Below are 24934 nucleotides of genomic sequence, written 5' to 3' on the forward strand. Positions count from 1 at the left end.
GTATGGCTGTCTCCCTCGACGACAAGCTGGTGGTCGCGATCTCGTCGCGAGCGCTCTTCAATCTCGAAGAGGAAAACCGCATCTTCGAATCTGGCGACGACGCCGGCTACATGAAGCTCCAGCTCGAGCGCCTGAACGTGCCGGCGCAACCGGGCATCGCCTATTCGCTGGTGCGCAAGCTGCTGCGCTTCAACGACGACGGCAAACAGCGCGTCGAGGTCGTGATCCTGTCGCGCAACGATCCCGTCTCCGGCATGCGCGTGTTCCGTTCGGGGGTGGCCAACGGAATCACGCTGCAACGCGGCGTGTTCACGCAAGGGCGGCCGCCCTTCGGCTATCTGCGTCCGCTGCGCGCACATCTTTTTCTTTCGGTGAACGCAGAGGACGTGCGCGAGGCGCTCGGCGCCGGATTCCCGGCCGCACGCGTGCTGGTCGAATCGGTGCATGCGAGCGATGCCTATCCGAACGAAGTCCGCATCGCATTCGACGGCGACGCGGTGCTCTTCAGCGACGAGGCCGAACGCGTCTTCCAGGCCGAAGGACTCGATGCCTTTCAACTGCACGAATCCAGCAAAGCCGAACTCCCGCTGCCCGAGGGGCCATTCAAGCCACTGCTCGCAGCACTGCACCGGCTGCAGCGGGCGAGCAATCCGGCCATGCGGATCCGCACCGCGCTGGTCACCGCGCGCAGTGCGCCCGCGCACGAGCGGGCCATCCGCACGTTGATGAACTGGAACATCAAGGTCGACGAGGCCATGTTCCTCGGCGGTCTGCCCAAGGGCGAGTTCCTGCGCGAGTTCGAACCCGACTTTTTCTTCGACGACCAGACGGGCCACGTCGACGCGGCCGCGCGGCATGTGCCCGCGGGACACGTCGCCAGCGGTATCAGCAACGAGCGCTGACAACGGCGCGCTCATCAGGCGGAACGATCGACATGTCCTCTTCAGCCACAAACCATCGGCCACTGATCCTCCGCCACGCCGAGGTGCTGGTCACCATGGACTCCGCCCGGCGAGAGATCCTCGACGGGGCGGTCGTCACCGAGGGACCTGCGGTCGCATGGACAGGCGCCACATCCGAATTGCCGGCCATCTACGCCGAGGCGCTGCAAAACGGCCAGGCCGATGCGATCGACATGCATGGCCACGTCGTGATGCCGGGACTGGTCAACACGCACCACCACATGTACCAGAGCCTCACGCGCGCCGTGCCCGAGGCACAGGACGCCGAACTCTTCGGCTGGCTCACCAACCTCTACCTGCTGTGGGCACGCATCACGCCCGAGATGATCCGCGTGTCGACACAGACCGCGATGGCGGAGCTCATGCTCTCGGGCTGCACGACGACCAGCGATCACCTCTATCTTTTCCCGAATGGTTCGCGGCTCGACGACTCCATCGAGGCGGCCGATGCGATGGGCATGCGCTTTCACGCGTCGCGCGGCAGCATGAGCGTCGGCCAGAGCCTCGGCGGTCTGCCGCCGGACGAAGTCGTCGAGGCCGAAGACGTCATCCTGCGCGACAGTGAACGGCTCATCGGCCGCTGGCATGACCCTTCTCGCCACGCGATGCGCCGCATCGTGCTGGCACCCTGCTCGCCCTTTTCCGTTTCGCGCGACCTGATGCGCCTGTCGGCCGAACTCGCGCGCGAGCGCGGTGTCTCGCTGCACACGCACCTCGCCGAGAACGACAACGACATCGCCTATTCGCGCGAGAAGTTCGGCATGACACCCGCCGAATACGCCGAGGACTTGGGCTGGGTCGGCCGCGACGTGTGGCACGCGCATTGCGTCAAGCTCGACGAGGCCGGCATTGCGCTCTTCGGCCGCACCGGCACCGGTGTGGCGCATTGCCCCTGCTCGAACATGCGCCTGGCCTCGGGCATCGCTCCGATCGGCGCGATGCGGCGCGCGGGCGTGCCGGTGGGCCTGGGCGTGGACGGCAGCGCGTCGAACGACGGCGCCCACATGCTGGGCGAAGCGCGCCAGGCGCTGCTGCTTCAGCGCGTGGGCTTCGGCCCCGCAGCCATGACGGCGCGCGAGGCGCTGGAGATCGCGACAATCGGCGGCGCACGCGTGCTGGGCCGCGACGACATCGGTGCGCTGGCGCCGGGCATGTCGGCCGACATCGTGGCTTTCGACTTGCGCGGCGTCGCGCACGCAGGCGCCGGTCACGATCCCGTCGCCGCGCTGGTGTTTTGCCAGCCCGCCGGCGCTGCCTTGAGCGTGATCAACGGACGCGTGCGGATTCGCGAAGGTCGCCTGCTGGACTTCGAACTCGCGCCGCTGCTGGCGCGGCATCGCGAACTCGCGCGCACGTTGTACGAGCGCGCGAGGCACCCGCACACAGCCTGAATCTGCCGAGAAGCGGATCAGTCCGGCGCCGCCGGCCGCTCGCCGCGCGCGAGCCTTGCCTCGATCTGGTCCAGCACAGGCAGCAGGTCCGCGACGCTGTCGATCACATAGTCGGCACCGGCTTCCTCCAGCAGCGCCGTCGCTTGAGCACGCCGCGCGGCTTGCTCGCCGGCATCCAGCGCAAGCCATTCACCGTGCGTGAGACCCAATGCGTTGCCGCTGATCGCAACGCCGACGGTCCAGGTGCCCGCATTGCGCCCCTCTGCGAGGCCTACGCCGGTGTCGTCGACCTTGACCACAGTCTGCGGCGGCCACACGCCCAGATCGGCGAAGCATCGATACATCATGAGCGGCGACGGCCGCCCCACCGCGAGGTCGCCTGCGCAGACCAGGTTGTCGGGCGCATAGCCTGCCGCAGCGGCGATGGGCACCACGACTTCCATGATCGGCCTGTTGTAGCCCGTGGTCGATCCGATCTTGAGTCCGCGGGCGCGGCATGCATTGACCGCATCGAGCGCGCCGGGAATGAAGTCCATGTGATCCCGGACGCTCGCGGCATTCATCGGCGTGAACACCTCGTAGAGTTGGTCCACGTCAGCATCGGTGAAGGCTCGGCCGTGCCGGTCCTGCCATTGAGCGGCCACGGAAGGCAGGCTGCCGACCGCCTTGATGTGGTCCCACTTGGCCATGCCCATCGGACCGCGAGCGTCGGCGATCGTGATTTGCACGCCGAACTGTTCGAACAGCTTCACGAAGGCGCCCATGGGCGCGCAGGAGCCGAAGTCGACGATGGTGCCGGCCCAGTCGAAGACGACAGCCCGGAGGGATTGGGTCTGATTGCTCATGTTGCTCATGTTTTTCACCATGCATCGAAGACGTCGCGCGCAATACCGAACCCGGTGCTCGCACCGGTGCCGCTGGTGACCAGCACCACGCGGGTGGCATTGTCAGGTGCATCGATCACGCAGGGCAATTCAGGCGACGAAGGGTACACACCGGTCCAGCGTTCGGTGATTTGCGCCTGCTCCAGATCGAGCGTCGAGCGCAGGTGGCGCAGGATCAGCCGGTCCACCTCTTCCATTGCAAACGGCTCGGGCGCCGCGCTGTAGTGATGCGAGTCCCCGACCACTAGAGACCCGTCGGCGCTCTGGACCACGATCAGATGAACGCCATGCGCCAGCGACGCCGCTTCCTCTTTTTGAAGGCGCGCGCGCAAGGCCGCCGCTTCAGGCAACGTGCTGTAGCCCTCGTAGCGCACGAGGCTCAGGTCCATCATCACCGAGCCCGGCAGACGGAACCCGGCCTCCGGCTGAACACGCAGCATCTGAAGCCGGCACAGTCGCAGCGGGTGCGCGGCGATGCGGTCCGCGAAGAGGCCGTGCAGTTCGGTGTTGGTGCAGACGACGACGCGCTCTGCGTGCAGGGTTTCCCGCGACGTGCGCACGCGAGGCGTCGCGACTTCGAGCACGGCCTCGGAAAAACGGAACGCCACGCCGTGCACTTCAGCCAGCCAGCGCGTCAGCAGGCCGATGGCGGTGCGCGACTCGACGCGCAGTTCGTGCGGACTGAACAGCACCGAGCGCGCTTCCTCCAGACGCAGCGAGGGTGCCTTGGCCTGGGCCTCGGCCGCCTCGATCAGCTGGCAGGCCTCGCCCATCGGCGTGCGCAAGAACGCTTCGAGCACCGCATGCGCTTCCGGCCGATAGGCCGCCAACCACAGATGGCGGTGAACGATCTCGATGCCGGCCTGCGGCGCGATGGCCGCCCACACGTCGCGCGAGTGCATGGCTCGCCGCCAGGTGTCGCCAGGCGCCTGGCCGGTGACGGTCACGAAGCCGAAATTGCGGATCGACGCGCCGATGCACGCGGCGTCGCGTTCCACCACGCAGACCTTCAGGCCGCTCGCAGCGGCGGTATAGGCATGGGCCAGGCCGACGATGCCGGCGCCCACCACGATCACATCAAAGGAAGTGCCTGCTGCACTCATCGATTTCTCCAGGCTTGGGTCTTGGCGAGCGTGGAACGCGCCGCCAATGCAAAAAGGCCGCGGCCGATCGCGGCCGTCAGCATGATCAGCGAGGCCATGGCCGCCGCCGGCGCCACGTCCCCGGCGTCATCCATGTTCAGCACGGCAATCGCCGCCAGCGTGGTCTGCGGCGAGTAGAGAAAGACCACTGCCGACACCGTCGTCATTGCGTTGACGAAGAAGTAGCCCGCGACGTTGAGCACGGTGGGCAGTGCGACCGGCAAGTGCACACGCCATAGCGTGCGCCAGAAAGGCACCCCCATCGACTCGGACACCAGCTCGTACTCGCGGTCGAGCTGGCGCAGCGCGGTCAGCGACGTGAGGTGGGCAACCGAAAAGAAATGCGCCACCGTGCACACCACGAGGATCGCCATGCCGCCATAGAGACCATGCAGGGGATTCGACGACGAATTGAAAAAGAAGATGTAGCCCACGCCGAGCACCAGCCCGGGCACCGCCAGCGGCAGGTTGGCCAGCAGATTGAGCAGCTCGCGCAACAGACCGAAATGGCGCGGCTTCTCGACCAGATAGGCCGAAAGAAAGGTCGCGATGGCCCCCACCGCCGCCGCGCCAACCGCAAGGCGCAGCGAATTGACGTAGCTGCCCCAGCCGCCGCCGTCCATGTTGCCGAAGTCGTAGTTCTTGAGCGACGGCGCGAGCTGGTAGGGCCAGTAGGTCGCCAACGATGCGAACACCGCCATGCCAATCATCACCACGATGCACGCAGCGATCAGAACGCAGGCGAGCAACAGCGCGCGGTCGCGAACGGGCACCGGTTCCGGCACATGGGGTGTGGCACGTGCCGACAACGCGGCGGCCTGCCGGTTGCGCACACGGCGCTCGACCATGAACGACAGGACGGCCGGAATGAGCAGCACGAAGCCCACAACCGCGCCCATCTGGAAGTTCTGCTGCCCGACCACCTGCTTGTAGATGTCGGTGGCGAGCACACCGGTCTGGCCGCCGACCACCTTGGGGACGCCGAAGTCGGTGATGACGAGGACGAACACCACCATGCCGGCCACGATCAGCCCGTAGCGCGACGCCGGCAAGGTCACCGTGCGAAAGATGCGCCAGCGCGACGCGCCGAGCGTCTCCGCGGCTTCGTAGAGGCGCCCATCGGAGGTCGACATGGCGGTGGTCAGGATGAGCAGCGCATGCGGCAAGGTCCAGAACACGGAGCCGAGCACGATGCCCAACGGTCCGTAGATCGACACATCGCCCAGCCAGCCCTTGAACACGCCCTGGTTGCCGAAAAGATAGACGAGACTGATGGCCGGCAGCAGCGACGGTGCGAGCAGCGGCATCAGGGCGATGGCTCGCAGCAGCCCCTTGGCGCGCATGCACGAGAGCGTGAGGCCGTAGGCATAGACATAGGCGATGCCCGTGCACAGCACCGCGCTCACCGATGCAAGCCAGACGCTGTTGAAGGCCGATCGCACGAGCGCCGGATTGTCGAGATAGCGGGCAAAGTTCGCGAGGCCGACGAAGCCTCCGGCGCGGTCGAAGAAACTCTGGCCGACCAGGGCGCCCACCGGCAGCGCCACGATGACGACCAGCGCCGCCACGGCCAGCAACGCAGCAATGCCGACGAGCCAACGATCGCGATCGAATGCGCCGCGCTGCCTGGCCTGCTCGACGGCAGGAACGATGCGCGTCGACACGTCCACGGGATCGGCGTGAAGGGGTGCGGTCAACGCGCCAACACCGACAACGCGTGCTGCGGCAGTTGGATATGCACCATGCTGCTGGGCACCAGCGGATCTGCGGCGCGGTGGTCGATCGGCAAGTCCACCTCGATCTCCATGCCCAGCGGCTCGCAGGCCAGGCGCGCTGCGGTGCGGTTGCCGAAGAACTCGGTGGCCAGCAATCGGGCGGCGAAACTGTTCGCGCCGACGTCGTCGCCGAATCGACGGACCACGACGTGCTCGGGCCGGATGCCAACCGTGGCTTGGCTACCCACGCCGACGTCGCCGGACGGGCACAGCAGTTCGCTGTCACGCACGCGCACCTTGCCATCGGGCAGTACCGTGGCCGGCAGCATGTTCATGCGGCCGACGAAGCTGGCGACGAAGCGCGTGCGCGGGCGGTGATACAGCTCGCCGGGCGTGCCCGCCTGTTCGATGCGGCCGTCGTGCATCAGCACGACGCGGTCGGCCATCGAGAGCGCTTCTTCCTGGTCGTGCGTCACCATGATCGTGACGACGCCGAGCCGCTTCTGCAGCGCGCGGATTTCACCGCGAAGGCTCGCGCGCACCTGCGCATCGAGCGCGGAGAGCGGCTCGTCCAGAAGGAGCAACCGCGGATTCGGCGCGAGCGCGCGCGCCAGCGCCACGCGCTGCTGCTGCCCGCCAGAAAGTTGCACGGGGTACTTGTCGGCGTGCGCGGCAAGGCCGACCAGGTCGAGCATCTCGCGCGATCGCTTGGCGATCTCGCGCGCCAACGCGCCGGTCGGCTGCAGGCCGTAGGCAATGTTCTGCGCCGCCGTGAGGTTGGGAAACAACGCGTACGACTGGAACACGACGCCGAAGCCGCGTGCCGCCGGCGGCAGCCCGCCGATGTCCTGGCCGTTCAGTTCCAGCTTGCCGGCGTCCGCGTGCTCGATGCCGCAAACGATGCGCAGCAGCGTGGTCTTGCCGCAGCCCGACGGCCCGAGCAGGCACACGAATTCGCCCGGCTCGACGTCCAGGTCGATGCCGTCCAGCACCCGCGTCGCGCCGAACGACTTGCCGATGCCGCGCAGGGAAAGAAAACTCACTGCGGCGCCTTCTTCTCCGATTTCGATTCGTAGCGGCGCGACCACTCGGCCAGGATGCGCTCGCGGTTCGCGGCAGCCCAGTCGAAGTCATTCTTGGCCAGCAGCTTCTCAACATCGCCCGGCACGAATTCCAGCTTCTCCTGGATGCCCGGCAGTGCGAGCACCGCGAAATTCTTCGCGTAGAGCTCGTTGGCCTGTTTCGTCGCGGCCCAGTCGGCCAAGGCCTTCGCGGCTTCGGGCTTCTTGGTCGTCTTCATGATGCCGGTGGCTTCCATGTCCCAGCCGAGACCTTCCTTGGGCAACACGATGTCGATGGGCGCGCCGTCACGCTTGGTCTTGTTGGCGCGGTATTCGAAGGACATGCCCAGCGCGAATTCGCCTGCGCCGGCCTGGCGGCAGGGTTTGCTGCCGGACTGGCTGTAGATGCCGATGTTCTGGTGCAGCGCGTCCATGTATTGCCACGCCTTCTGCTCGCCCATCATCTGGATCCAGCCGGAGACCATCAGGTAGCCGGTGCCCGACGCGGCCGGGTTCGGCATCGTGATCTGGCCCTTGTAGACGGGATTCGTCAGGTCGGCCCAGTTCGTCGGCTTCGGCAGGTTCTTCTTCTGCGCTTCGACGGTGTTGAAGCAAATGGCGGACGACCACACGTCCATGCCGACCCACTTGGGCGGGTTGGCGCTGTCACGCATCGTGGACTTGATGGCTTCGAGGCCCTTCGGCGCATAGGGCTGGAGCATGCCTTCCTTGTCGAGCAGCATCAGCGATGTGGCGGCCAGGCCCCAGACGACGTCGGCCTGCGGATTGGCCTTCTCGGCCAGCAGCTTGGCAGTGACGATGCCGGTGGAATCGCGGACGAACTTCAGCTCGATGTTGGGGTTGTCCTTCTCGAAGGCCGCCTTGTAGGCCTGCACCTGGTCCGCTTCGAGCGCGGTGTAGACCAGCAGCTCGGTACGGCCTTGCGCGGCCGCGCCGACGCCGATGGTCAGCAGAAGGGCGGGCAGGGCCCATTGAAAAGTGCGACGCAACATGAGATTCCTCTTCGGTATTGGATGGCGGGCAAGGCCGCCGATCGGTGCGCGTTCGGCGCAAAGCCGGCTGATGATGGGAGGGAGATGTGACAAGGGTTTGTCAAATCCCTCCCCCAAATGACGGCTCGCCACCCAGCCGTCACGCCGAAGTCATCGAATTCATGTTTCAGCGCCGATTAAGACTGCGGCGCGTCCCGGCGCTACGATGAAAGGCAACGCGCCGTTCGGGCGTGCACCCATGCTCATGCCCATGACTTCTCCAGACGGCTCCAAGAACATCATCTCCACCCTGCGGCGCATCGGCGCACTGGCGGCGCCTTACTTCCGATCGGAAGAGAAATGGATCGCCCGCGGCCTGCTCGCCGCGATCGTTGCGCTCAATCTCGGCGTGGTCTACATGCTGGTGCTCAACAACCAGTGGTATGCGCGCTTCTACGACGCGTTGCAGAACAAGGACCAGGCGGTGTTCTGGCGCGAGATCGTCTACTTCTGCTGGATCGCCGCCGCATACATCGTCATCGCGATCCTCAAGTTCTATCTGACACAGCTGTTGCAATTGCGCTGGCGGGCGTGGATGACGCGCAGCTACCTGGCACGCTGGATGGCCGACCACACCTTCTACCATCTCGAACTGGCGCGCTACGGCCAGCGCGACGGCCAGTCGCCGGACAACCCCGACCAGCGGATCCAGGAAGACATGCAGATCTTCACCGACTACACGATGACGCTGTCGATGGGCCTGCTCAACGCCGTGGTCACGCTGGTGAGCTTCATCGGCATCCTGTGGGGACTGAGCGGGATCACCAGCTTCACGCTCTTCGGCACCGAACACACGATTCCCGGCTCGATGGTCTGGATTGCGCTGCTCTACTGCGCCGCGGGCACTGTCATCACGCACTACATCGGCCGGCCGCTGATCGGGCTCAACTACCAGCAGCAACGTTTCGAGGCCGACTTCCGCCATCACCTGGTGCGCGTGCGCGAATACAGCGAAGCCATCGCGCTCGACCGTGGCGAACAGGTCGAACACGGGCAACTCAAGCTGCGCTTCGGTTCCGTGCTGAAGAACTACCTGCAACTCATCAACAAGCAGAAGAACCTGGTGGCCTTCACGGCTTCGTTCGGCCAGGCCTCGGTGATCTTCGCCTTCATCGTGCAGGCGCCGCGCTTCTTCAGCGGCGCCATCCAGCTCGGCCAGTTGATGCAGGTCAACTCCGCGTTCGGGCGGGTGCAGGATTCACTCAGCTGGTTCGTCGACAACTACGACCGCGTCGCCGTCTGGCGTGCCACGGCGGACCGGCTTACCTCCTTCGAGGCGGCCATGCGCGCCCACGCCGACAGCAAGAGCGCCCTTGAACGCACGCCTGCCGTCAGCGGCCAGGGCCTGCGCACGGCTGGCGTCAGCGTCGCGTTGCCCGACGGCGCGCCGCTGATCCGCAATGCTGCGCTGTCGGTGCAGCCGGGCGAAAGCGTGTTGCTGCAAGGTCCTTCGGGCAGCGGGAAGTCGACGCTGTTCCGCGCCTTCGCCGGCATCTGGCCTTTCGCGAACGGCCAGGTTTCGATGCCCGCGAACGCGATGTTCATTCCGCAGCGGCCCTACGTGCCCAACGGCCGGCTGCGCGATGCGCTCGCCTATCCACAAGCGGCCAGCGAGTACACCGAAGAGCAGCTCGTGCAGGCGCTGAACGAGGCCCTGCTGCCCGACCTTGCCAGCCGCCTCGACGACAGCGACGCCTGGAGCCAGAAACTGTCAGGCGGCGAGCAGCAGCGCCTCGCGATCGCCCGCGTGTTGTTGCGCAAACCGGCATGGCTGTTCGCGGATGAAGCCACCAGCGCACTCGACGCCGAAGCCGAGGAAACACTGTACAAGCGCCTTGCAGCCGGCGTCCGCGCAGCCGGTGGCGCGATGGTCTCGATCGCGCACCGCGCCTCGGTCGGCAGCTTCCACGACAAGCGCTGGACGCTGGTGCCCGAATCCGCTGGCGGCGCCGCCCGCTACAGGGTCGAAGCCACGTAACGTTCCCAGCCTCGCGCGCGCAACTCGCAGGCAGGGCAGTTGCCGCAGCCGTAGCCCCATGCGTGGCGCTGGGTGCGGTCGCCGAGATAGCAAGTGTGCGTCTCCTCGACGATCAACTCGACCAGCGCCTCGCCGCCCAAGCGGTGCGCCATCGACCAGGTCTCTGCCTTGTCGATCCACATGAGGGGCGTCTCGACCACAAGGCGCCGGTCCATGCCCAGCGAGAGCGCCAGTTGCATCGCCTTCATGGTGTCATCGCGGCAGTCCGGGTAGCCGGAGTAGTCGGTCTCGCACACGCCGGTGACGATCACGTCCAGACCTCGCCGATAGGCCAGCGCACCGGCCAGCGTGATGAACAACAGGTTGCGCCCCGGGACGAAGGTGTTCGGCAGCCCGTTGGCCTGCATCTCGAAGGCGATGTCCTGCGTGAGCGAAGAAGCGCTGACCTGTTTCAGCACATCGACCGACAGCATGTGGTCGTCGCCGAGCCGCGGCGCCCAATGCGGGAAGCGCTCCCGCACCTGGTCCAGCACCTTGGACCGGACGTCCAACTCGATCCGGTGACGCTGTCCGTAGTCGAAACCGACGGTCTCCACGCGCTCGTACCTGTCGAGCGCATCGGCCAGACAGGTGGTGGAGTCCTGGCCGCCGGAGAAGAGGACGAGTGCGGTGGTGTGCATGGCAATCGCGGTTTCGGAAAAAACCACGAGTTTGGCACTCCCGGGCGCAGACGACTACACCACCATCCGTATCAAAGAAAGCGTTCGAGCAACTTGCGCGATGGGCGGTCCAGCGCCTTCACGTCGGGGATGCGGAACTGCACGCCATGCGCGCTCGCAATCAGCAGCGCGCCCCCTTCTAGCCGTCGAATGTCCTCTTCGGCCTTGAGCACGAAGCTGGTCTCACCGCGGTCAGTGTTCACGTGCCACGTGCTGGGCACGCCGAAGCTCGACACCCGGTGAAGCTTCAGCAGCGTCGGCGCGAAGTCGCGCGCGACAAGATCCTCGTTGAGCAGCGTGCGCAAGGGCGCGGGCAGATCGGCGATGCGGTCGACCCAGACGATTTCGCGTCCATCGGTCCCGACCAGCGAAATACCGTCGTCCGGCGCGGTGAGCGGAAAGGCCCGCACCGGCACGACGCCAACGTGGCGCACGCCTTCGGCATCGGTCAGCACGAGGCGCCCGAAAGCATCGCGTTCGAGTTGGAATCCCTTGTTCATGCTGCTCATGCGTCCCCCGCCGGATGGGCTGCGTGGCCACCCAGGGCCATTGCCACCGCCGTACGCTCGGCGGCTGCCCCAGCGCTCTCGTCATCAGCCTGCCGAAGTTGCGCCTGGTAGAGCCGCCAATAGGCACCCTGCTTTTCCATGAGCGCGTCATGCGGCCCGACTTCCACGATCTCGCCGCGATCCATCACCACCAGCCGGTCGGCCTTGCGCAACGTGGAGAGCCGGTGCGCGATCGCGATGGTCGTGCGGCCTTTCACGAGGTTGTCGAGAGCCTTCTGGATTTCCTTCTCGGTCTCGGTGTCGACCGCCGAGGTGGCCTCGTCGAGGATGAGGATGCGCGGGTCGATCAGCAGTGCACGCGCAATGCTGATGCGCTGGCGCTCGCCGCCCGACAGCCCTTGGCCGCGCTCGCCGACGAGCGAGTCGTAGCCGTGCGCAAGGCGCAGGATGAAGTCGTGCGCATGCGCCGCGCGAGCCGCGGCCACGATTTCCTCCCGCGTGGCGTCGGGCTTGCCGTAGGCGATGTTCTGGGCAATCGTGCCGAAGAACAGGAAAGGCTCCTGCAGCACCAGCCCCACATGCCGCCGATAGTCCGACACGGCGAAGCGGCGGATGTCGGTGCCGTCGACCTTGATGGCCCCATCGGTCACGTCGTAGAAGCGGCAGATCAGGTTGACCAGCGTGCTCTTGCCCGAGCCGCTGTGGCCGACGAGGCCGATCATTTCGCCCGGTTCGATCACGAGGTCGAGGTCGCGGATCACCGCGCGGCTGCCGTAGCGGAAGCCGAGGTCGGCCATCTCGATGCGGCCCTGGATGCGTTCGACCTTCACCGGGTTGGCCGGCTCCGGGACGTTGCTCACATGGTCGAGGATGTCGAAGATGCGCTTGGCACCGGCCGCCGCCTTCTGCGTGACCGATACGATGCGGCTCATCGAATCCAGCCGCGTATAGAAGCGGCCGATGTAGGCGATGAACGCGGTGAGCACACCGACCGTGATGCTGCCGCGCGCCACCTGCCAGATGCCGAAGCCCCAGACCACCAGCAGCCCGATCTCGGTCAGTAGCGACACGCTCGGCGTGAAGAGCGACCAGGTCTTGTTGAGCTTGTCGTTGACCTGCAGGTTGTAGAGGTTCGCGGACCGGAATCGGTTGGCTTCGCGCTTTTCCTGCGCGAAGGCCTTCACCACGCGGATGCCGGGGATGGTGTCGGCGAGCACGTTGGTGACCTCGCTCCAGACGCGGTCGATCTTCTCGAAGCCGGTGCGCAGCCGGTCGCGCACGACATGGATCATCCACGCGATGAAAGGCAGCGGCACCAGCGTCACGACCGCGAGCAGCGGATTGATCGAGAACAGGATCACCGCGGTCATGGCGATCATCAGCACGTCGGTCAGGAAATCCAGCGCATGCAGCGACAGGAAGACGTTGATGCGGTCGGTCTCCGAGCCGATGCGCGCCATGAGGTCGCCGGTGCGCTTGCCGCCGAAGTAATCCAGCGGCAACGTCAGCAAGTGTTCGTAAGTGGTGGTGCGCAGGTCGGCACCGATGCGTTCGGACACCAGCGCCAGCAGGTAGGTGCGCGCCCAGCCCAGCGCCCAGCCCACCAGGGCCGACGCCAACAGCGCGCCGAGGAACATCACGACCTTCGCCACGGCGATCTTCTGCCCGTTCTGGAACGGGATCAGGATGTCGTCCATCAGCGGGATCGTCAGATACGGTGGCACCAGCGTCGCGGCGGTCGAGGCCAGCGTCAGGAGAAAGCCGCTGATCAACTGCTTGCGGTAAGGCTTGGCAAAGCGTCCCAGGCGCAACAGCACCCAGGTCGACGGCGGCGTCTGAAGTTCGGGTTCGACCGCCGCCTCATCGGCGTCGGCGCCAGCGGCTGTCACCTGCGCGACTCCAGCGACCTGCTGCGTGAACAGTTTCTGAAGCCGCAGTGCCGCCGGTTGCTGGGCCAGCGTGTAGCGCCAGCGAGCCAACCGGCCCCTGCCGTCCTGCAGATCGAGCGTCCCTATCCCGGCGTGATCGGCCAAATGCAGGTCCAACTCCGCCGCCGGCAGCGGCCATTCGGACCAGGCGCCCCCGGCGTCGCGCGCCATCAGGCGGCGGTCTGTCAGCGCCAGCAGGCCGGATGTAAACCGAAGTTCCCCGTCGAGGTCAACCGGGAGCGTCGCCAGAACGTTTTCCGCGACAGAGAGCCGGCTTTTCAAAGCTTCCGAAGCTCCTTCTGATTCGCCCTCCGGGGTGCCGACTGGATCGTGATGTTGCATTGTGTTTCTATATTTCCGGCCCGCTGCCGGACCCTTCATGGCGCTCGCCGGGCGCCGATTCTGACCGATCGCCATGGGTGCGCCTGAAGGCGCCGCAGTGCTCGGCCAAAGCACATCGAACGTTTTCATGACCCGTTTCGACGACATCCGCCTGCTGCGCATCAACTATTTGCGTGGCCCCAACCTGTGGACCTACCGCCCCGTGCTGGAGGTCTGGCTCGACCTCGGCGCGCTGGAGGACCATCCGTCCAACACCATTGCCGGTTTCACCGACCGGCTCACCACGCTGCTGCCGGCGCTGATCGAGCACCACTGCGGCGTCGGCGAGCGCGGCGGCTTCATCCAGCGCCTGACCGAAGGCACCTGGGCCGGCCATGTGCTGGAACACGTGGTGATCGAACTGCTCAATCTCGCCGGCATGCCGACCGGCTTCGGCCAGACGCGCAGCACCTCGCAGCATGGCGTCTACCGGATGGTGTTCCGCGCCCGCGATGAACAGGTCGCCCGCGTCGCCCTGGCCGAAGGCCACCGCTTGCTGATGGCTGCCATCAACAACGCCCCCTTCGACGCCGCCGACGTCCAGCGCGCAGTCGATGCCGTCAAGGCCAAGGTCGAGGATTGCTACTTGGGCCCGAGCACTGCCTGCATCGTGGGCGCAGCCACCGACCGCGGCATCCCGCACATGCGGCTCAACAGCGGCAACCTAGTGCAGCTCGGCTACGGTGCCAACCAGCAGCGCATCTGGACGGCCGAGACCGACTACACCAGCGCCATCGGCGAATCGATCGCCAGCGACAAGGAACTGACCAAATCGCTGCTCGCGAGCTGCGGCGTGCCGGTGCCTGAAGGCCAGGTCGTCGCCAATGCCGAGGAAGCGTGGGAAGCCGCCGAAGACATCGGCCTGCCTGTGGCGGTCAAGCCTTCCGACGCCAACCACGGCCGCGGGGTTTCGCTCGAACTCCATACACGGGAAGAAGTCATCGCCGCCTTCGCGGTCGCCGAGCCCGAGGGCAGCGACGTGATGGTCGAGCGCTTCATCCGCGGGTCGGAGCACCGGCTGCTCGTGGTCGGCGGCCAGGTGGTCGCCGCAGCGCGCGGCGAGATCATCACCGTCACCGGCGACGGCACGTCGACCGTGGCCCAACTCATCGACAGCCAGCTCAACAGCGACCCCCGCCGTGGCGCGGAAGAGGAATATCCGCTGGATGTCATCGTCCTCGAGACCGACGCCAAGCTTCAGCTCGAACTCAAGCGCCAGGATCTCGACGGCGCGTCCGTGCCCGCATCGGGCCGAGTCGTCACGATCCAGCGCAACGGCAACATGTCGATCGACTGCACCGACCAGGTGCATCCCGAAGTCGCGCACGCTGCCGTCCTTGCCGCCCGCGTGGTCGGCCTGGACATCGCGGGCATCGACCTCGTGGCGCAAGACATCGCCCAGCCGCTCGCGGCCCAGGGCGGCGCGATCGTCGAAGTCAACGCCGGTCCCGGCCTGCTGATGCACCTGAAGCCGGCCGTCGGCTCGCCTCGCCCGGTCGGCCGCGCGATCTGCGACCACCTGTTCCCGGACGACGCACCGGGCCGCATCCCCGTGGTCGGCGTGGCCGGCTCGCGCGATACGGCCGTGCTGTCGCGGCTGGTCGCCTGGCTGATCGGCCTCGGCGGCCGCCATACCGGCCTGGCTTGCAGCGACGGCCTCTTCCTCGATCGGCGTCGGGTCGACGCGCGCCCGAGCGCCAACTGGCATGCCGGCCATCGCCTGCTGGTGAACCGCGCCGTGCAGGCCGTGGTGATCGAGAACGGCGCCGAAACCATCCTGCGCGACGGCCTCGCCTACGACCGCTGCGAAGTCGGCATCGTGACCGACCTCGAAGGCTCGGAGTCGCTTGCCGAATTCGACATCACCGAGAGCGACCAGATGGTCAAGGTGCTGCGCACGCAGGTGGACGTCGTGCTGCCCGAAGGCACCGCCGTTCTCAATGCCGCCGACCCGCGCGTGGCCAGCCTGGCGCCGCTGTGCGATGGCGCCGTGATCCTCTATGCCGCCGACCCGCAGGCCGAAGCGCTGGCGAAGCACCGGGCCGATGGCGGCAAGGCCGTTGTCGTGCGGCAGGACCGCGTGGTCCTGGCGAACGGCGGCAGCGAGTCCTTCCTGCCAGGACTCGGCCGGCTCACCATCTGGCGTGCCACGCACGTCGGCGTCAGCCTCGAAAGCCTGCTGGCCGCGGTCGCCGCAGCTTGGGCGCTGGGCATCCCGCTCAACCTGATCGGCGCCGGCGTCGAAGCCTTCGAAGCGGACCTGCAGGCTGCGCTTGCATCGCTGCAACTGTCGCAGACGCTGGTTGCACCCGAACACCAATTTGCCTAGATGAAACCCCCGCGCTTCGCGTCCGCGCAAGCGGCGCGAAGCAACGGAGGGAGATAACAACATGGACATCACACGCATCCGCGCCCTGCGCGGCCCCAATCTGTGGAGCCGCCACACCTGCATCGAGGCGATCGTCAACTGCAAGGACGACGAGAACGCCATCGGGCGCCTGGCCGGCTTCGAGCCTCGCCTTCGCGCGCTCTTCCCGACCATCGGCGAACTGCATCCGATCGTGCTCGGCCAGCCGCTTGCGCTGGCCCATGTGCTCGAAAACGCTGCCGTGGCGCTGCAGGCGCAGGCGGGCTGCGCAGTCAACTTCGGCCATACCTCGCGCACCATCGAGGAAGGCGTCTACCAGGTCACCTTCCAGTACAGCGAAGAAGCGGTCGGCCGCCGCGCGCTGGAGTTGGCCAGGCAGCTCATCGACGCCGCGCAGAACGGCGCGGGATTCGACGCCACGGCGGCTATCACGGAGCTGCGCGATCTGGACGAATCCGAACGCCTCGGCCCGAGCACCGGCTCCATCGTCGACGCGGCCGTCGCACGCGGCATTCCGTACCGGCGCCTCACCAGCGGCAGCCTGGTGCAGTTCGGCTGGGGTTCCAGGCAGCGCCGCATCCAGGCGGCCGAAGTCGACAGCACCAGCGGCGTCGCCGAAGCCATCGCGCAGGACAAGGAACTCACCAAGCAACTGCTCAACGCGGCCGGCGTACCCGTTCCGCTCGGCCGTCCGGTGACGGACGCCGACGACGGCTGGGCCGCGGCCCAGGACATCGGGCTGCCGGTGGTCGTCAAGCCGCAGGACGGCAACCAGGGCAAGGGCGTCACGGTCAACATCACGTCGCGCGAGCAACTCAATGCTGCCTACGCGTCGGCAGCGGTCTACGGCGAGGTGATGGTCGAGAAATTCCTTCCCGGCTTCGACTTCCGCCTGCTCGTCGTCGGCGACCGGCTGGTGGCGGCGGCCCGCCGCGATCCGCCGCAGGTGATCGGCGACGGCGCCAAGACCGTTCGCGAACTCGTCGACATCGTCAACCAGGACCCGCGCCGCGGCGAGGGGCACGCGACCTCGCTCACCAAGATCCGGCTCGACGACATTGCCGTCGGCCGCCTCGAAGCGCAAGGCCTGACACCCGAGAGCGTGCCCGCACTCGGCCAGCGCGTCGTGCTGCGCAACAACGCCAATCTTTCGACCGGCGGCACCGCCACCGACGTGACCGACACGGTGCATCCCGAAGTCGCCGCGCGCGCGGTCGATGCGGCCCAGATGGTCGGCTTGCACATCTGCGGCGTCGACATGGTTTGCGAGAACGTGCTGCGCCCGCTCGAAGAACAGCACGGCGGCGTGGTCGAGGTCAATGCCGCGCCCGGGCTGCGCATGCATATCTCGCCCTCGTTCGGCCGCGGCCGCGCGGTCGGCGAAGCGGTGATGGACACCCTCTTCGCCCACGGCGACGATGGCCGCATCCCGGTCGTGGCCGTGACCGGCACCAATGGCAAGACGACGACTGCACGACTGATCAACCACCTGCTCGCCGCCAGTGGCCTGCGCACCGGCATGACCAACACCGACGGTGTCTACGTCGACGGCCGCCAGACCGACAGCGGCGACTGCAGCGGCCCGAAGAGCGCGCGCAACGTGCTGCTCCATCCGGATGTCGACGCGGCCGTGTTCGAAGTGGCGCGCGGCGGCATCCTGCGCGAAGGCCTCGGCTTCGACCGCTGCCAGGTGGCAGTGGTGACCAACATCGGCAGCGGCGACCACCTCGGCCTGAACTACATCACGACGGTGGAAGACCTGGCCGTTCTCAAGCGCGTGATCGTGCGCAACGTGGCGCCCACCGGCTACGCCGTGCTCAACGCGGCCGACCCGAACGTCGCCGCGATGGCAGCGAGTTGCCCCGGCAGCGTGATCTTCTTCACCGCCGACCGCCAGCATCCGGTGATGGCCACGCACCGCGCGCAGGGCAGGCGCACGGTCTATGTGGACCAGGACGCGGTGATCGCCGCGGAAGGCTCGTGGCGGGAGCGCATTCCGCTGCGCGACGTGCAGATCACCCGCAACGGCACCATCGGCTTCCAGGTCGACAACGTGATGGCAGCGATCGCCGCGGCCTGGGCCGTGGGCCTCGACTGGGATGCCATCCGCAGCGGCCTCGCCAGCTTCAAGAACGACGCCGCGGGCGTGCCGGGCCGCTTCAACGTGATGGACTATCGCGGCGCGACCGTGATCGCCGACTACGGCCACAACACCGACGCCATGCGGGCGCTGGTCGCCGCCGTCGACACGATGTCCGCGAAGAAGCGCTCGGTCGTGATCAGCGGCGCGGGCGACCGCCGCGATTGCGACATTCGCGACCAGACCGCGATCCTCGGCGAGGCCTTCGACGACGTCATCCTCTATCAGGACGCGGCCCAGCGTGGCCGCGCCGACGGCGAGGTGATGGCACTCCTGCGGCAAGGGCTCGAGGGCGCGCAGCGCACGCGCTTCGTCGACGAGATCCGCGGCGAATTCATCGCCATCGATTCCGCCCTCGCACGCCTGCAGCCCGGCGACCTCTCGCTGATCCTGGTCGATCAGGTCGAGGAAGCGCTCGCCCACCTGGCCAAGCGCATCGCCGAAGGCTGACCCGCCGCGGCGGGCGAAATGCTTCTGCGAGTCGTCTGCCCGCCCTTTTGCCGGACTGGTCCGACACGAAGGCGAGGCGAGGGGGGCTGGTCTCAGGTCCTTTCGTCTCGCATACTCCGATTTCCGCCGGCGTGAGGCAGCGCATCCTCTCGGGTGCAAGGCCGCGCCGCAACCCAAGGAGTACCCATGAAGAACGCTCTTCGTTCGTGTCTCGCAGTCCTCGTGGCGACCGGTGGCCTCGCTGCCGGCTCGGCCGCCCTTGCCCAGTCTTCCTCCAAGTCGTCGCTCCCCTGCGACGGTGTGCACCAGAACAAGCAGGCGTGCCTTCGCGAAAGAGGCGCGGCGGCCCAGACGTCCTTCCCCAAGGTCGACGACGCCACGTTGCGGCAGAACGCGCTGGCGCGCTGCAGCCGGCAGCCGCCCTCCGACCGTGCAGCCTGCGAAGCGCGGATCACCGGCGCCGGATCGACCACCATCAGCGGCAGCGTGCTGGGAGGCGGCGTGATTCGCACGACCGAGACGCCGGTACCCGCGCAATAGACTTCTGCTGCGCTTGAACGGAAATCCCGCTTCGTCACGCGGCTGTCACAAATGGCGCGGCGGCGCTGGATATAGTCGTGGGCTAGTTTCAACGAGGAAAACTTCCCCATGAATGCCATCAAGGTCGCCCGTCGATTCATCGAAACCGACCCGACCAACGAGTCGGCAAAAATCCTTGCCCGCCTGGTGCTGGCGCTCGAATCGGAGCACAGCTTCGAACTCGTCACGCTCTATGACCTCGACTACAAGAGCTTCCAGCTGGCGATGGACATCCTGAAGGAATGGCGCCTGGATCGCTACTACGCCAGCAAGTCCAAGTTGTTCGATCTGGCGCAGCAGGTCACCGACTTGCCGGGCTGATTGCGACGCGCAAGCGGCGACAACGGATCAGTGACCGAATTCGAACTCAAGTTCCAGGTCGACCCGCAGCACCGGGCCGCGGTTGAAGCGGCGGTGGCCCGTGGCCGCTCGCACGTCGAGCGGTTGCGCGCCCGCTACTTCGACACGGCGGACGGCGCGCTGGCCGCCGAGCGCCTGGTGCTTCGCTTGCGCAAGGAAGGCCAGGCGTGGCGGCAGACCGCCAAGGCGCCGACCAACAGCCTGCTCGAGCGCCACGAACACAATGTGGATCTGCCCCCCGCCGGCGCACGCGATGTGCCCGTGCCCAGCATCGCGCGGCATGAAGGCACGCCCGTCGGCGACCTGATCCGCGACGCATGCCGCAAGGCCGGCCACGACCCGGCAACGGTCGAACTCGTTCCCCTCTATGGCACGGACGTCCGCCGCACCACGCGCGAAATGCGCACCGGCGATGCACGGGTCGAACTGGCCTTCGATCGCGGCGAAGTGCGCGCGGGCGAACGCGCGCACGCGCTGTGCGAACTCGAGATCGAGCTGAAAGGCGGCAGTCCGCGATCCATGCTCGAACTCGCCCAGCGTTGGCGCAACCGGTACGCGCTCTGGCTCGACACCGTGTCGAAATCCGTGCGCGGCCAGCGGCTGGCACAAGGCACGCTCTTTGGTGATGCGGTGAAAGCCCGCGCACCGGAACTGCACAACGATCTGGACGCGCCGGAAGTCTTCCGCGCCGTGCTCAAGACCTGCCTGGCGCAAATCCTCCCCAATGCAAGCGAAGTCGCCGCCGGCAGTACCGACGCCGAGCACGTGCATCAGTTGCGCGTCGGCATCCGCCGACTGCGAACGGCACTGCGCGAGATGGCGGAACTTGCGCCCGCCATCGACCCCACGTGGGATCCGGCGCTGACGGACGCCTTTCGCGCGCTCGGTCAGCAGCGCGATCACGATCACCTCACCCAGACCGTGCAACCGGAGCTCGAAGCCATCGGCGCGCCGCCCGTCGATTGGGCCGGCAGCTTCGCCGACCTGCCTGATCCTCGCGATGTGGTGCGGGGCCCGGCATTCCAGTCCGTGCTCATGGCGCTGATCGCTGCATCGCTGCCCGTCGAGACGATGGACGAGATCACGCGTGAGGAGGCGGAATGCGCCGGCCCGCCTCGCGATGCGCTGCGCGAACGGCTTTCGAAGCTGCATCGGCAGGTGACGCGCGACGGCCGCCGATTCGAGGATCTCGAACCTGCTGCGCAGCATCGCGTGCGAAAGCGGCTCAAACGGCTGCGCTACCTCGGCGAGTTCGTCGCTCCGCTGTTCGGCGCGAAAGCAAAGCGCTATCTCAAGCAACTCGAACCCGCGCAGGATGCGCTCGGCCACCACAACGACACCGCAGTCGCCATTGCCGCGTATCGTGAGAACGCCGCCCACGACGGACACGCATGGTTCGCGGTGGGATGGCTCAGCGCGCGCCAGCCCGCCAGCGCCGTCGAATGCCGGAAGGCGCTCGACAAGGTGGCCGAGGCACGTCCGTTCTGGCAGTGAGATTCAATGAGAGTGCCGCGGCACGGCAGCGCCGCGGCAGCCGACCAGAAAATCGAAATCGCAGCCTTCATCAGCCTGCAGCACGTGCTCCACATAGAGCCGCTGGTAGCCACCGCCTTTCACATGGGCCGGCGCACGCGCGATGGACGCCAGGCGATCGGTCAGTTCCGCATCGCTGATGTCGAGATGCAGGCGGCCCTGCTCGCAATCGAGTTCGATCCAGTCACCGTCTCGCACCGCCGCGAGCGGACCGCCGTCGGCCGCTTCGGGTGCAACGTGCAGCACCACCGTGCCGTACGCGGTTCCGCTCATGCGCGCATCGGAAATACGCACCATGTCCTTGATGCCCTCGCGCAGAAGCTTCGGCGGCAGCCCCATGTTGCCGACCTCGGCCATGCCGGGGTAGCCCTTGGGCCCGCAGTTTTTCATCACGAGCACCGAATTCGCATCCACGTCGAGCGACTCATCGACGATGCGCGTCTTGTAGTGATCGAAATCCTCGAACACCACCGCACGGCCCCGATGCTTGAGCAACTCGGGTGAAGCGGCGGAGGGCTTGAGCACCGCGCCGCGCGGCGACAGGTTGCCGCGCAGGATGCAGATGCCGCCGTCGTCGATGAGCGGCCTGTCGAGCGGGCGGATCACTTCGTCGTTGTAGCTGGGCGCCTCGCGCACGTTGTCCCACAGCGACCGGCCGTTGACGGTGAGCGCGTCGGGATGCGGCAACAGGCCGTTCTCGCCGAGCCTGCGCAAGACTGCCGGCAGACCGCCCGCGTAGTAGAACTCCTCCATCAGGAAGCGCCCCGAGGGCATGAGGTCGACCAGTGTCGGCGTGCCGCGTCCGATGCGCGTCCAGTCTTCGAGTTCGAGCGCGACGCCGATGCGCCCTGCGATGGCCTTCAGGTGAATCACCGCATTGGTCGAGCCGCCGATCGCGGCGTTGGTGCGTATCGCATTCTCGAACGCTTCGCGCGTGAGGATCTTCGACAGCGTCAGCCCTTCGCGCGCCATCTCCACGGCCCGCATGCCCGACATCTGCGCGAGCACATAGCGGCGCGAATCCACCGCCGGAATCGCCGCGTTGTGCGGCAGCGAGACGCCCAGCGCCTCGGCCATGCAGGCCATGGTCGAGGCGGTCCCCATGGTGTTGCATGTCCCTGCCGAACGCGACATGCCCGCTTCGGCGGAAAGAAACTGGTGCACGTCGATCTCGCCGGCCTTCATCGCCTCGTGCAGTTGCCAGACGGCCGTTCCCGAACCGATGTCGCGCCCTTCGAGCTTGCCGTTGAGCATCGGCCCGCCCGTGACGACGATGGCCGGAATGTCGCAACTCGCCGCGCCCATCAGCAATGCCGGCGTGGTCTTGTCGCAGCCCGTGAGCAGCACCACCGCATCGATCGGGTTGCCGCGAATCGCCTCCTCCACATCCATGCTCGCGAGGTTGCGCGTCAGCATCGCGGTCGGCCGCAGATTGGACTCGCCGTTGGAGAACACCGGAAACTCCACCGGAAACCCGCCTGCTTCCGAAATGCCGCGCTTCACGTGCTCGGCGATCTTGCGGAAGTGCGCATTGCAGGGCGTCAGTTCCGACCACGTATTGCAGATCCCGATGACGGGCCGCCCGTCGAACTCGTGATCAGGAATGCCCTGGTTCTTCATCCAGCTGCGATACATGAAGCCGTTCTTGTCGGCCGACCCGAACCATTCGGTCGAGCGCAGTTTTTTCGGTGTGTCGGACATGCGGAGGATTTCGGTGAAGCCTAGGGACGCTCCGCCGCACGCGCCGAGAACAGGCGCTGCAGCAGGCAGAAGACAAAGAGCAGGACGCCGACCACGATGCGCGTCCACCACGAACTCAGCGTGCCGTCGAAGGAAATGAGCGTCTGGATGATCCCGAGCATCAACACGCCGAACAGCGTGCCGATCACGTAGCCGACACCGCCGGTGAGCAGCGTGCCGCCGATCACCACCGCCGCGATCGCATCCAGCTCCATCCCCACCGCGTGCAGCCCGTAGCCCGAAAGCATGTAGAAGGTGAACACCACGCCGCCCAGTGCCGAGCAGAAGCCCGAGAGCGTGTAGACGCCAATCACGGTCGAGCGCACCGGCAGGCCCATCAGCACCGCCGATTGTTCGTTGCCACCGATCGCATACACCGTGCGGCCGAACGGCGTGTAGTGCGCGACGAACACCGCGAGCGCGACCATCGCCAGCGCGATCAGGCCGCTGAGCGAGATCGATGCCGTGCCCCACACCGGCAGGCGCCACTGCGAGATCTGCGAGTAGGCCTCGTTGGTGATGCTGATCGAATCGATGCTGATCAGGTAGCAGAGCCCGCGCGCGAGGAACATCCCCGCCAGCGTCACGATGAAAGGCTGCAGCCGGAAGCGCTCGATCAGCACCCCCATGAAGGCGCCGAACAGCGTGCCCATGACCAGCACCAGCGGAATCACGATCGCGGGACTCCAGCCGTGCTTCTCGACAAGCGCCGCGGAGACCATCGTCGTCAATGCGACCACCGAGCCCACCGACAGATCGATGCCGCCGGAGAGGATGACGAAGGTCATGCCTACCGCGACGATGCAGAGAAAGGCGTTGTCGATCAGGAGATTGAGGAAGACCTGCGCCGAGAAGAAACCGTTGTAGAAGACCGAGCCCAGCGTCGCCATCAGCACGAAAAGCGAGACGGTCGCGGCCAGCGGCAGGTATTTCGGGTTGAGCCGCGTGCGCGGCCGCCTCGCGGGCGCGTCCGATTCAGGTACCGCCGATTCGGGCACGACTGCGCTCATCTAACCATCTCCCCACGCGCAGGCCGCTGCACGAGCTGACGGATGCTCGCGCGGAACTCGGCCGACTGCAGCAGCATGACCGCGAAGACAACCGCCGCCTTCACCACCAGGTTGATCTCCGGCGGTACGCCGAGCGAATAGATGCCGTAGGTCAGCGTCTGGATGATCAGTGCACCGATCACGCTGCCCACCAGGCTGAAGCGCCCGCCGGTGAGCGCCGTGCCGCCGAGCGTGACGGCCAGGATGGCATCGAGCTCCAGCAGCTGGCCTGCGTTGTTGCCGTCCGCACTCTTGACGTTCGAACTGATCAGCAGCCCCGCCACACCCGCGCAGAAGCCGCAGAACATGTATGCGCCCACGATGATGCGGCGCGCCCGCACGCCGGCCACGCGTGCCGCGTTCGGATTGATGCCCACCGACTGCACGAAAAGCCCCAGCGCACTGCGCGTGATCGCCAGATAGACCAGCGCGAACACCGCAGCAGCCACATAAACCGAGAACGGCAGTCCGAGGAGATAGCCGTTGCCGACGAAAAAGAATGGCGAGTAGTAAATCGTGATGATCTGCCCGCCCGTGATCAGCTGCGCAATGCCGCGTCCGGCCACCATCAGGATCAGGGTCGCGATGATCGGCTGCATCCCTACGCGCGCGACCAACAGGCCGTTCCACAGTCCGCAGACCAGCGCCACGCCGAGCGCCGCGACGATGGCCAGCCACATCGGAAATCGGCTGACCTCGGCTTCGGCGCCGTTGCTCACGACCAGCGAGCCGCCGATCATCCAGGCCGCCAGCGCTCCCGCAATGGCCACCACGGCCCCCACCGAGATGTCGATCCCGCGCGTCGCGATCACGAGCGTCATGCCGAGCGCGACCAGCACCAGCGGCGCCGCGCGGTTGAGGATATCGATCAGGCTGCCGTACAGATGCCCGCTGCGCACTTCCAGATGCAGGAAGCTCGGGTTGAAGACCGCATTGATCGCCAGCAGAATCAGCAACGTGATGACCGGCCACGCCAGCCGATGGCGAAACATG

At 66.7% G+C, this 24934-nt stretch carries 19 protein-coding genes; 8 read left to right on the forward strand and 11 right to left on the reverse strand.

All coding sequences use genetic code 11. The annotated features are described in order from the left end of the window. The first annotated feature begins 2 nt into the window (after nt 1-2). Nucleotides 3-902 (forward strand): 5'-nucleotidase, encoded by a 900-nt coding sequence (locus tag AC1DN9_RS07195; protein WP_478098661.1) that lies wholly within the window; start codon nt 3-5, stop codon nt 900-902. Between the two features lie 32 nt (nt 903-934). Then, nucleotides 935-2353, forward strand: a complete 1419-nt coding sequence (locus tag AC1DN9_RS07200; RefSeq protein WP_478098664.1) for an 8-oxoguanine deaminase — start codon at nt 935-937, stop codon at nt 2351-2353. Nucleotides 2354-2370: 17 nt separating this feature from the next. On the opposite strand, the gene phnX is transcribed toward AC1DN9_RS07200, so the two are convergent. From phnX to AC1DN9_RS07225, 5 genes are read right to left on the reverse strand one after another with little or no spacing between them, the layout of a single operon-like run. Then, nucleotides 2371-3198, reverse strand: a complete 828-nt coding sequence (gene phnX, locus AC1DN9_RS07205; protein WP_478098665.1) for a phosphonoacetaldehyde hydrolase — start codon at nt 3196-3198, stop codon at nt 2371-2373. Between the two features lie 14 nt (nt 3199-3212). Continuing rightward, nucleotides 3213-4340 carry a TIGR03364 family FAD-dependent oxidoreductase gene (locus tag AC1DN9_RS07210; protein ID WP_478098667.1) on the reverse strand — a complete coding sequence of 376 codons (1128 nt, stop codon included), beginning with the start codon at nt 4338-4340 and terminating at the stop codon, nt 3213-3215. Next, nucleotides 4337-6049, reverse strand: a complete 1713-nt coding sequence (locus AC1DN9_RS07215; RefSeq protein WP_478098728.1) for a putative 2-aminoethylphosphonate ABC transporter permease subunit — start codon at nt 6047-6049, stop codon at nt 4337-4339. Before AC1DN9_RS07215 ends, AC1DN9_RS07210 begins: the two co-directional genes overlap by 4 nt. Nucleotides 6050-6072: 23 nt before the next feature. Continuing rightward, nucleotides 6073-7137, reverse strand: a complete 1065-nt coding sequence (locus tag AC1DN9_RS07220; protein ID WP_478098668.1) for an ABC transporter ATP-binding protein — start codon at nt 7135-7137, stop codon at nt 6073-6075. After that, nucleotides 7134-8168: a putative 2-aminoethylphosphonate ABC transporter substrate-binding protein gene (locus tag AC1DN9_RS07225; protein ID WP_478098669.1), complete on the reverse strand. Its 1035-nt coding sequence runs from the start codon at nt 8166-8168 to the stop codon at nt 7134-7136. Before AC1DN9_RS07225 ends, AC1DN9_RS07220 begins: the two co-directional genes overlap by 4 nt. 244 nt (nt 8169-8412) lie before the next feature. Between AC1DN9_RS07225 and AC1DN9_RS07230 the strand changes: the two genes are divergently transcribed. Next, entirely contained in the window at nt 8413-10185 is a 1773-nt protein-coding gene (locus AC1DN9_RS07230; RefSeq protein WP_478098671.1) for an ABC transporter ATP-binding protein/permease, read from the forward strand. Here the strand turns inward: AC1DN9_RS07230 and queC are convergent. The 3 genes from queC to AC1DN9_RS07245 form a co-directional block, all read right to left on the reverse strand. Then, complete coding sequence (gene queC, locus AC1DN9_RS07235; protein WP_478098672.1) at nt 10164-10865, reverse strand: 7-cyano-7-deazaguanine synthase QueC; 702 nt, start codon at nt 10863-10865, stop codon at nt 10164-10166. The genes AC1DN9_RS07230 and queC overlap by 22 nt on opposite strands. Nucleotides 10866-10936: 71 nt before the next feature. Beyond that, entirely contained in the window at nt 10937-11413 is a 477-nt protein-coding gene (locus AC1DN9_RS07240) for a cyanophycin metabolism-associated DUF1854 family protein (protein ID WP_478098673.1), read from the reverse strand. Continuing rightward, on the reverse strand, nt 11410-13683 hold the full coding sequence (locus AC1DN9_RS07245; RefSeq protein ID WP_478098675.1) for a cyanophycin metabolism-associated ABC transporter: 2274 nt from the start codon (nt 13681-13683) through the stop codon (nt 11410-11412). The genes AC1DN9_RS07240 and AC1DN9_RS07245 overlap by 4 nt, the downstream gene beginning before the upstream one ends. A gap of 127 nt (nt 13684-13810) precedes the next feature. Here AC1DN9_RS07245 and AC1DN9_RS07250 point away from each other — a divergent pair, with 127 nt between their 5' ends. From AC1DN9_RS07250 to AC1DN9_RS07270, 5 genes are all read left to right on the forward strand, one after another. Then, the gene (locus AC1DN9_RS07250) at nt 13811-16051 is read left to right on the forward strand and encodes a cyanophycin synthetase (RefSeq protein ID WP_478098677.1); all 2241 of its coding nucleotides are present in this window, start codon (nt 13811-13813) and stop codon (nt 16049-16051) included. A gap of 61 nt (nt 16052-16112) precedes the next feature. Further along, nucleotides 16113-18680, forward strand: a complete 2568-nt coding sequence (cphA, locus tag AC1DN9_RS07255; RefSeq protein WP_478098678.1) for a cyanophycin synthetase — start codon at nt 16113-16115, stop codon at nt 18678-18680. Nucleotides 18681-18866: 186 nt separating this feature from the next. Continuing rightward, complete coding sequence (locus tag AC1DN9_RS07260; protein ID WP_478098680.1) at nt 18867-19220, forward strand: hypothetical protein; 354 nt, start codon at nt 18867-18869, stop codon at nt 19218-19220. Nucleotides 19221-19328: 108 nt separating this feature from the next. Continuing rightward, entirely contained in the window at nt 19329-19580 is a 252-nt protein-coding gene (locus AC1DN9_RS07265) for a hypothetical protein (protein ID WP_478098682.1), read from the forward strand. Between the two features lie 30 nt (nt 19581-19610). After that, a complete protein-coding gene (locus AC1DN9_RS07270) occupies nt 19611-21113 on the forward strand; it encodes a CYTH and CHAD domain-containing protein (RefSeq protein ID WP_478098684.1) in 1503 nt (500 codons plus the stop codon). 3 nt (nt 21114-21116) lie between these two features. Here AC1DN9_RS07270 and AC1DN9_RS07275 read toward each other — a convergent pair whose 3' ends face one another. The 3 genes from AC1DN9_RS07275 to AC1DN9_RS07285 are packed head-to-tail and all read right to left on the reverse strand — an operon-like array spanning nt 21117 to nt 24933. Then, entirely contained in the window at nt 21117-22853 is a 1737-nt protein-coding gene (locus AC1DN9_RS07275; protein ID WP_478098686.1) for an IlvD/Edd family dehydratase, read from the reverse strand. A gap of 20 nt (nt 22854-22873) precedes the next feature. Then, entirely contained in the window at nt 22874-23902 is a 1029-nt protein-coding gene (gene yjfF / locus AC1DN9_RS07280) for a galactofuranose ABC transporter, permease protein YjfF (protein ID WP_478098688.1), read from the reverse strand. Beyond that, entirely contained in the window at nt 23899-24933 is a 1035-nt protein-coding gene (locus AC1DN9_RS07285; protein WP_478098690.1) for an ABC transporter permease, read from the reverse strand. The genes yjfF and AC1DN9_RS07285 overlap by 4 nt, the downstream gene beginning before the upstream one ends. Nucleotide 24934 lies beyond the last annotated feature (1 nt).

Source organism: Variovorax sp. 05L425 (genome assembly GCF_056397705.1).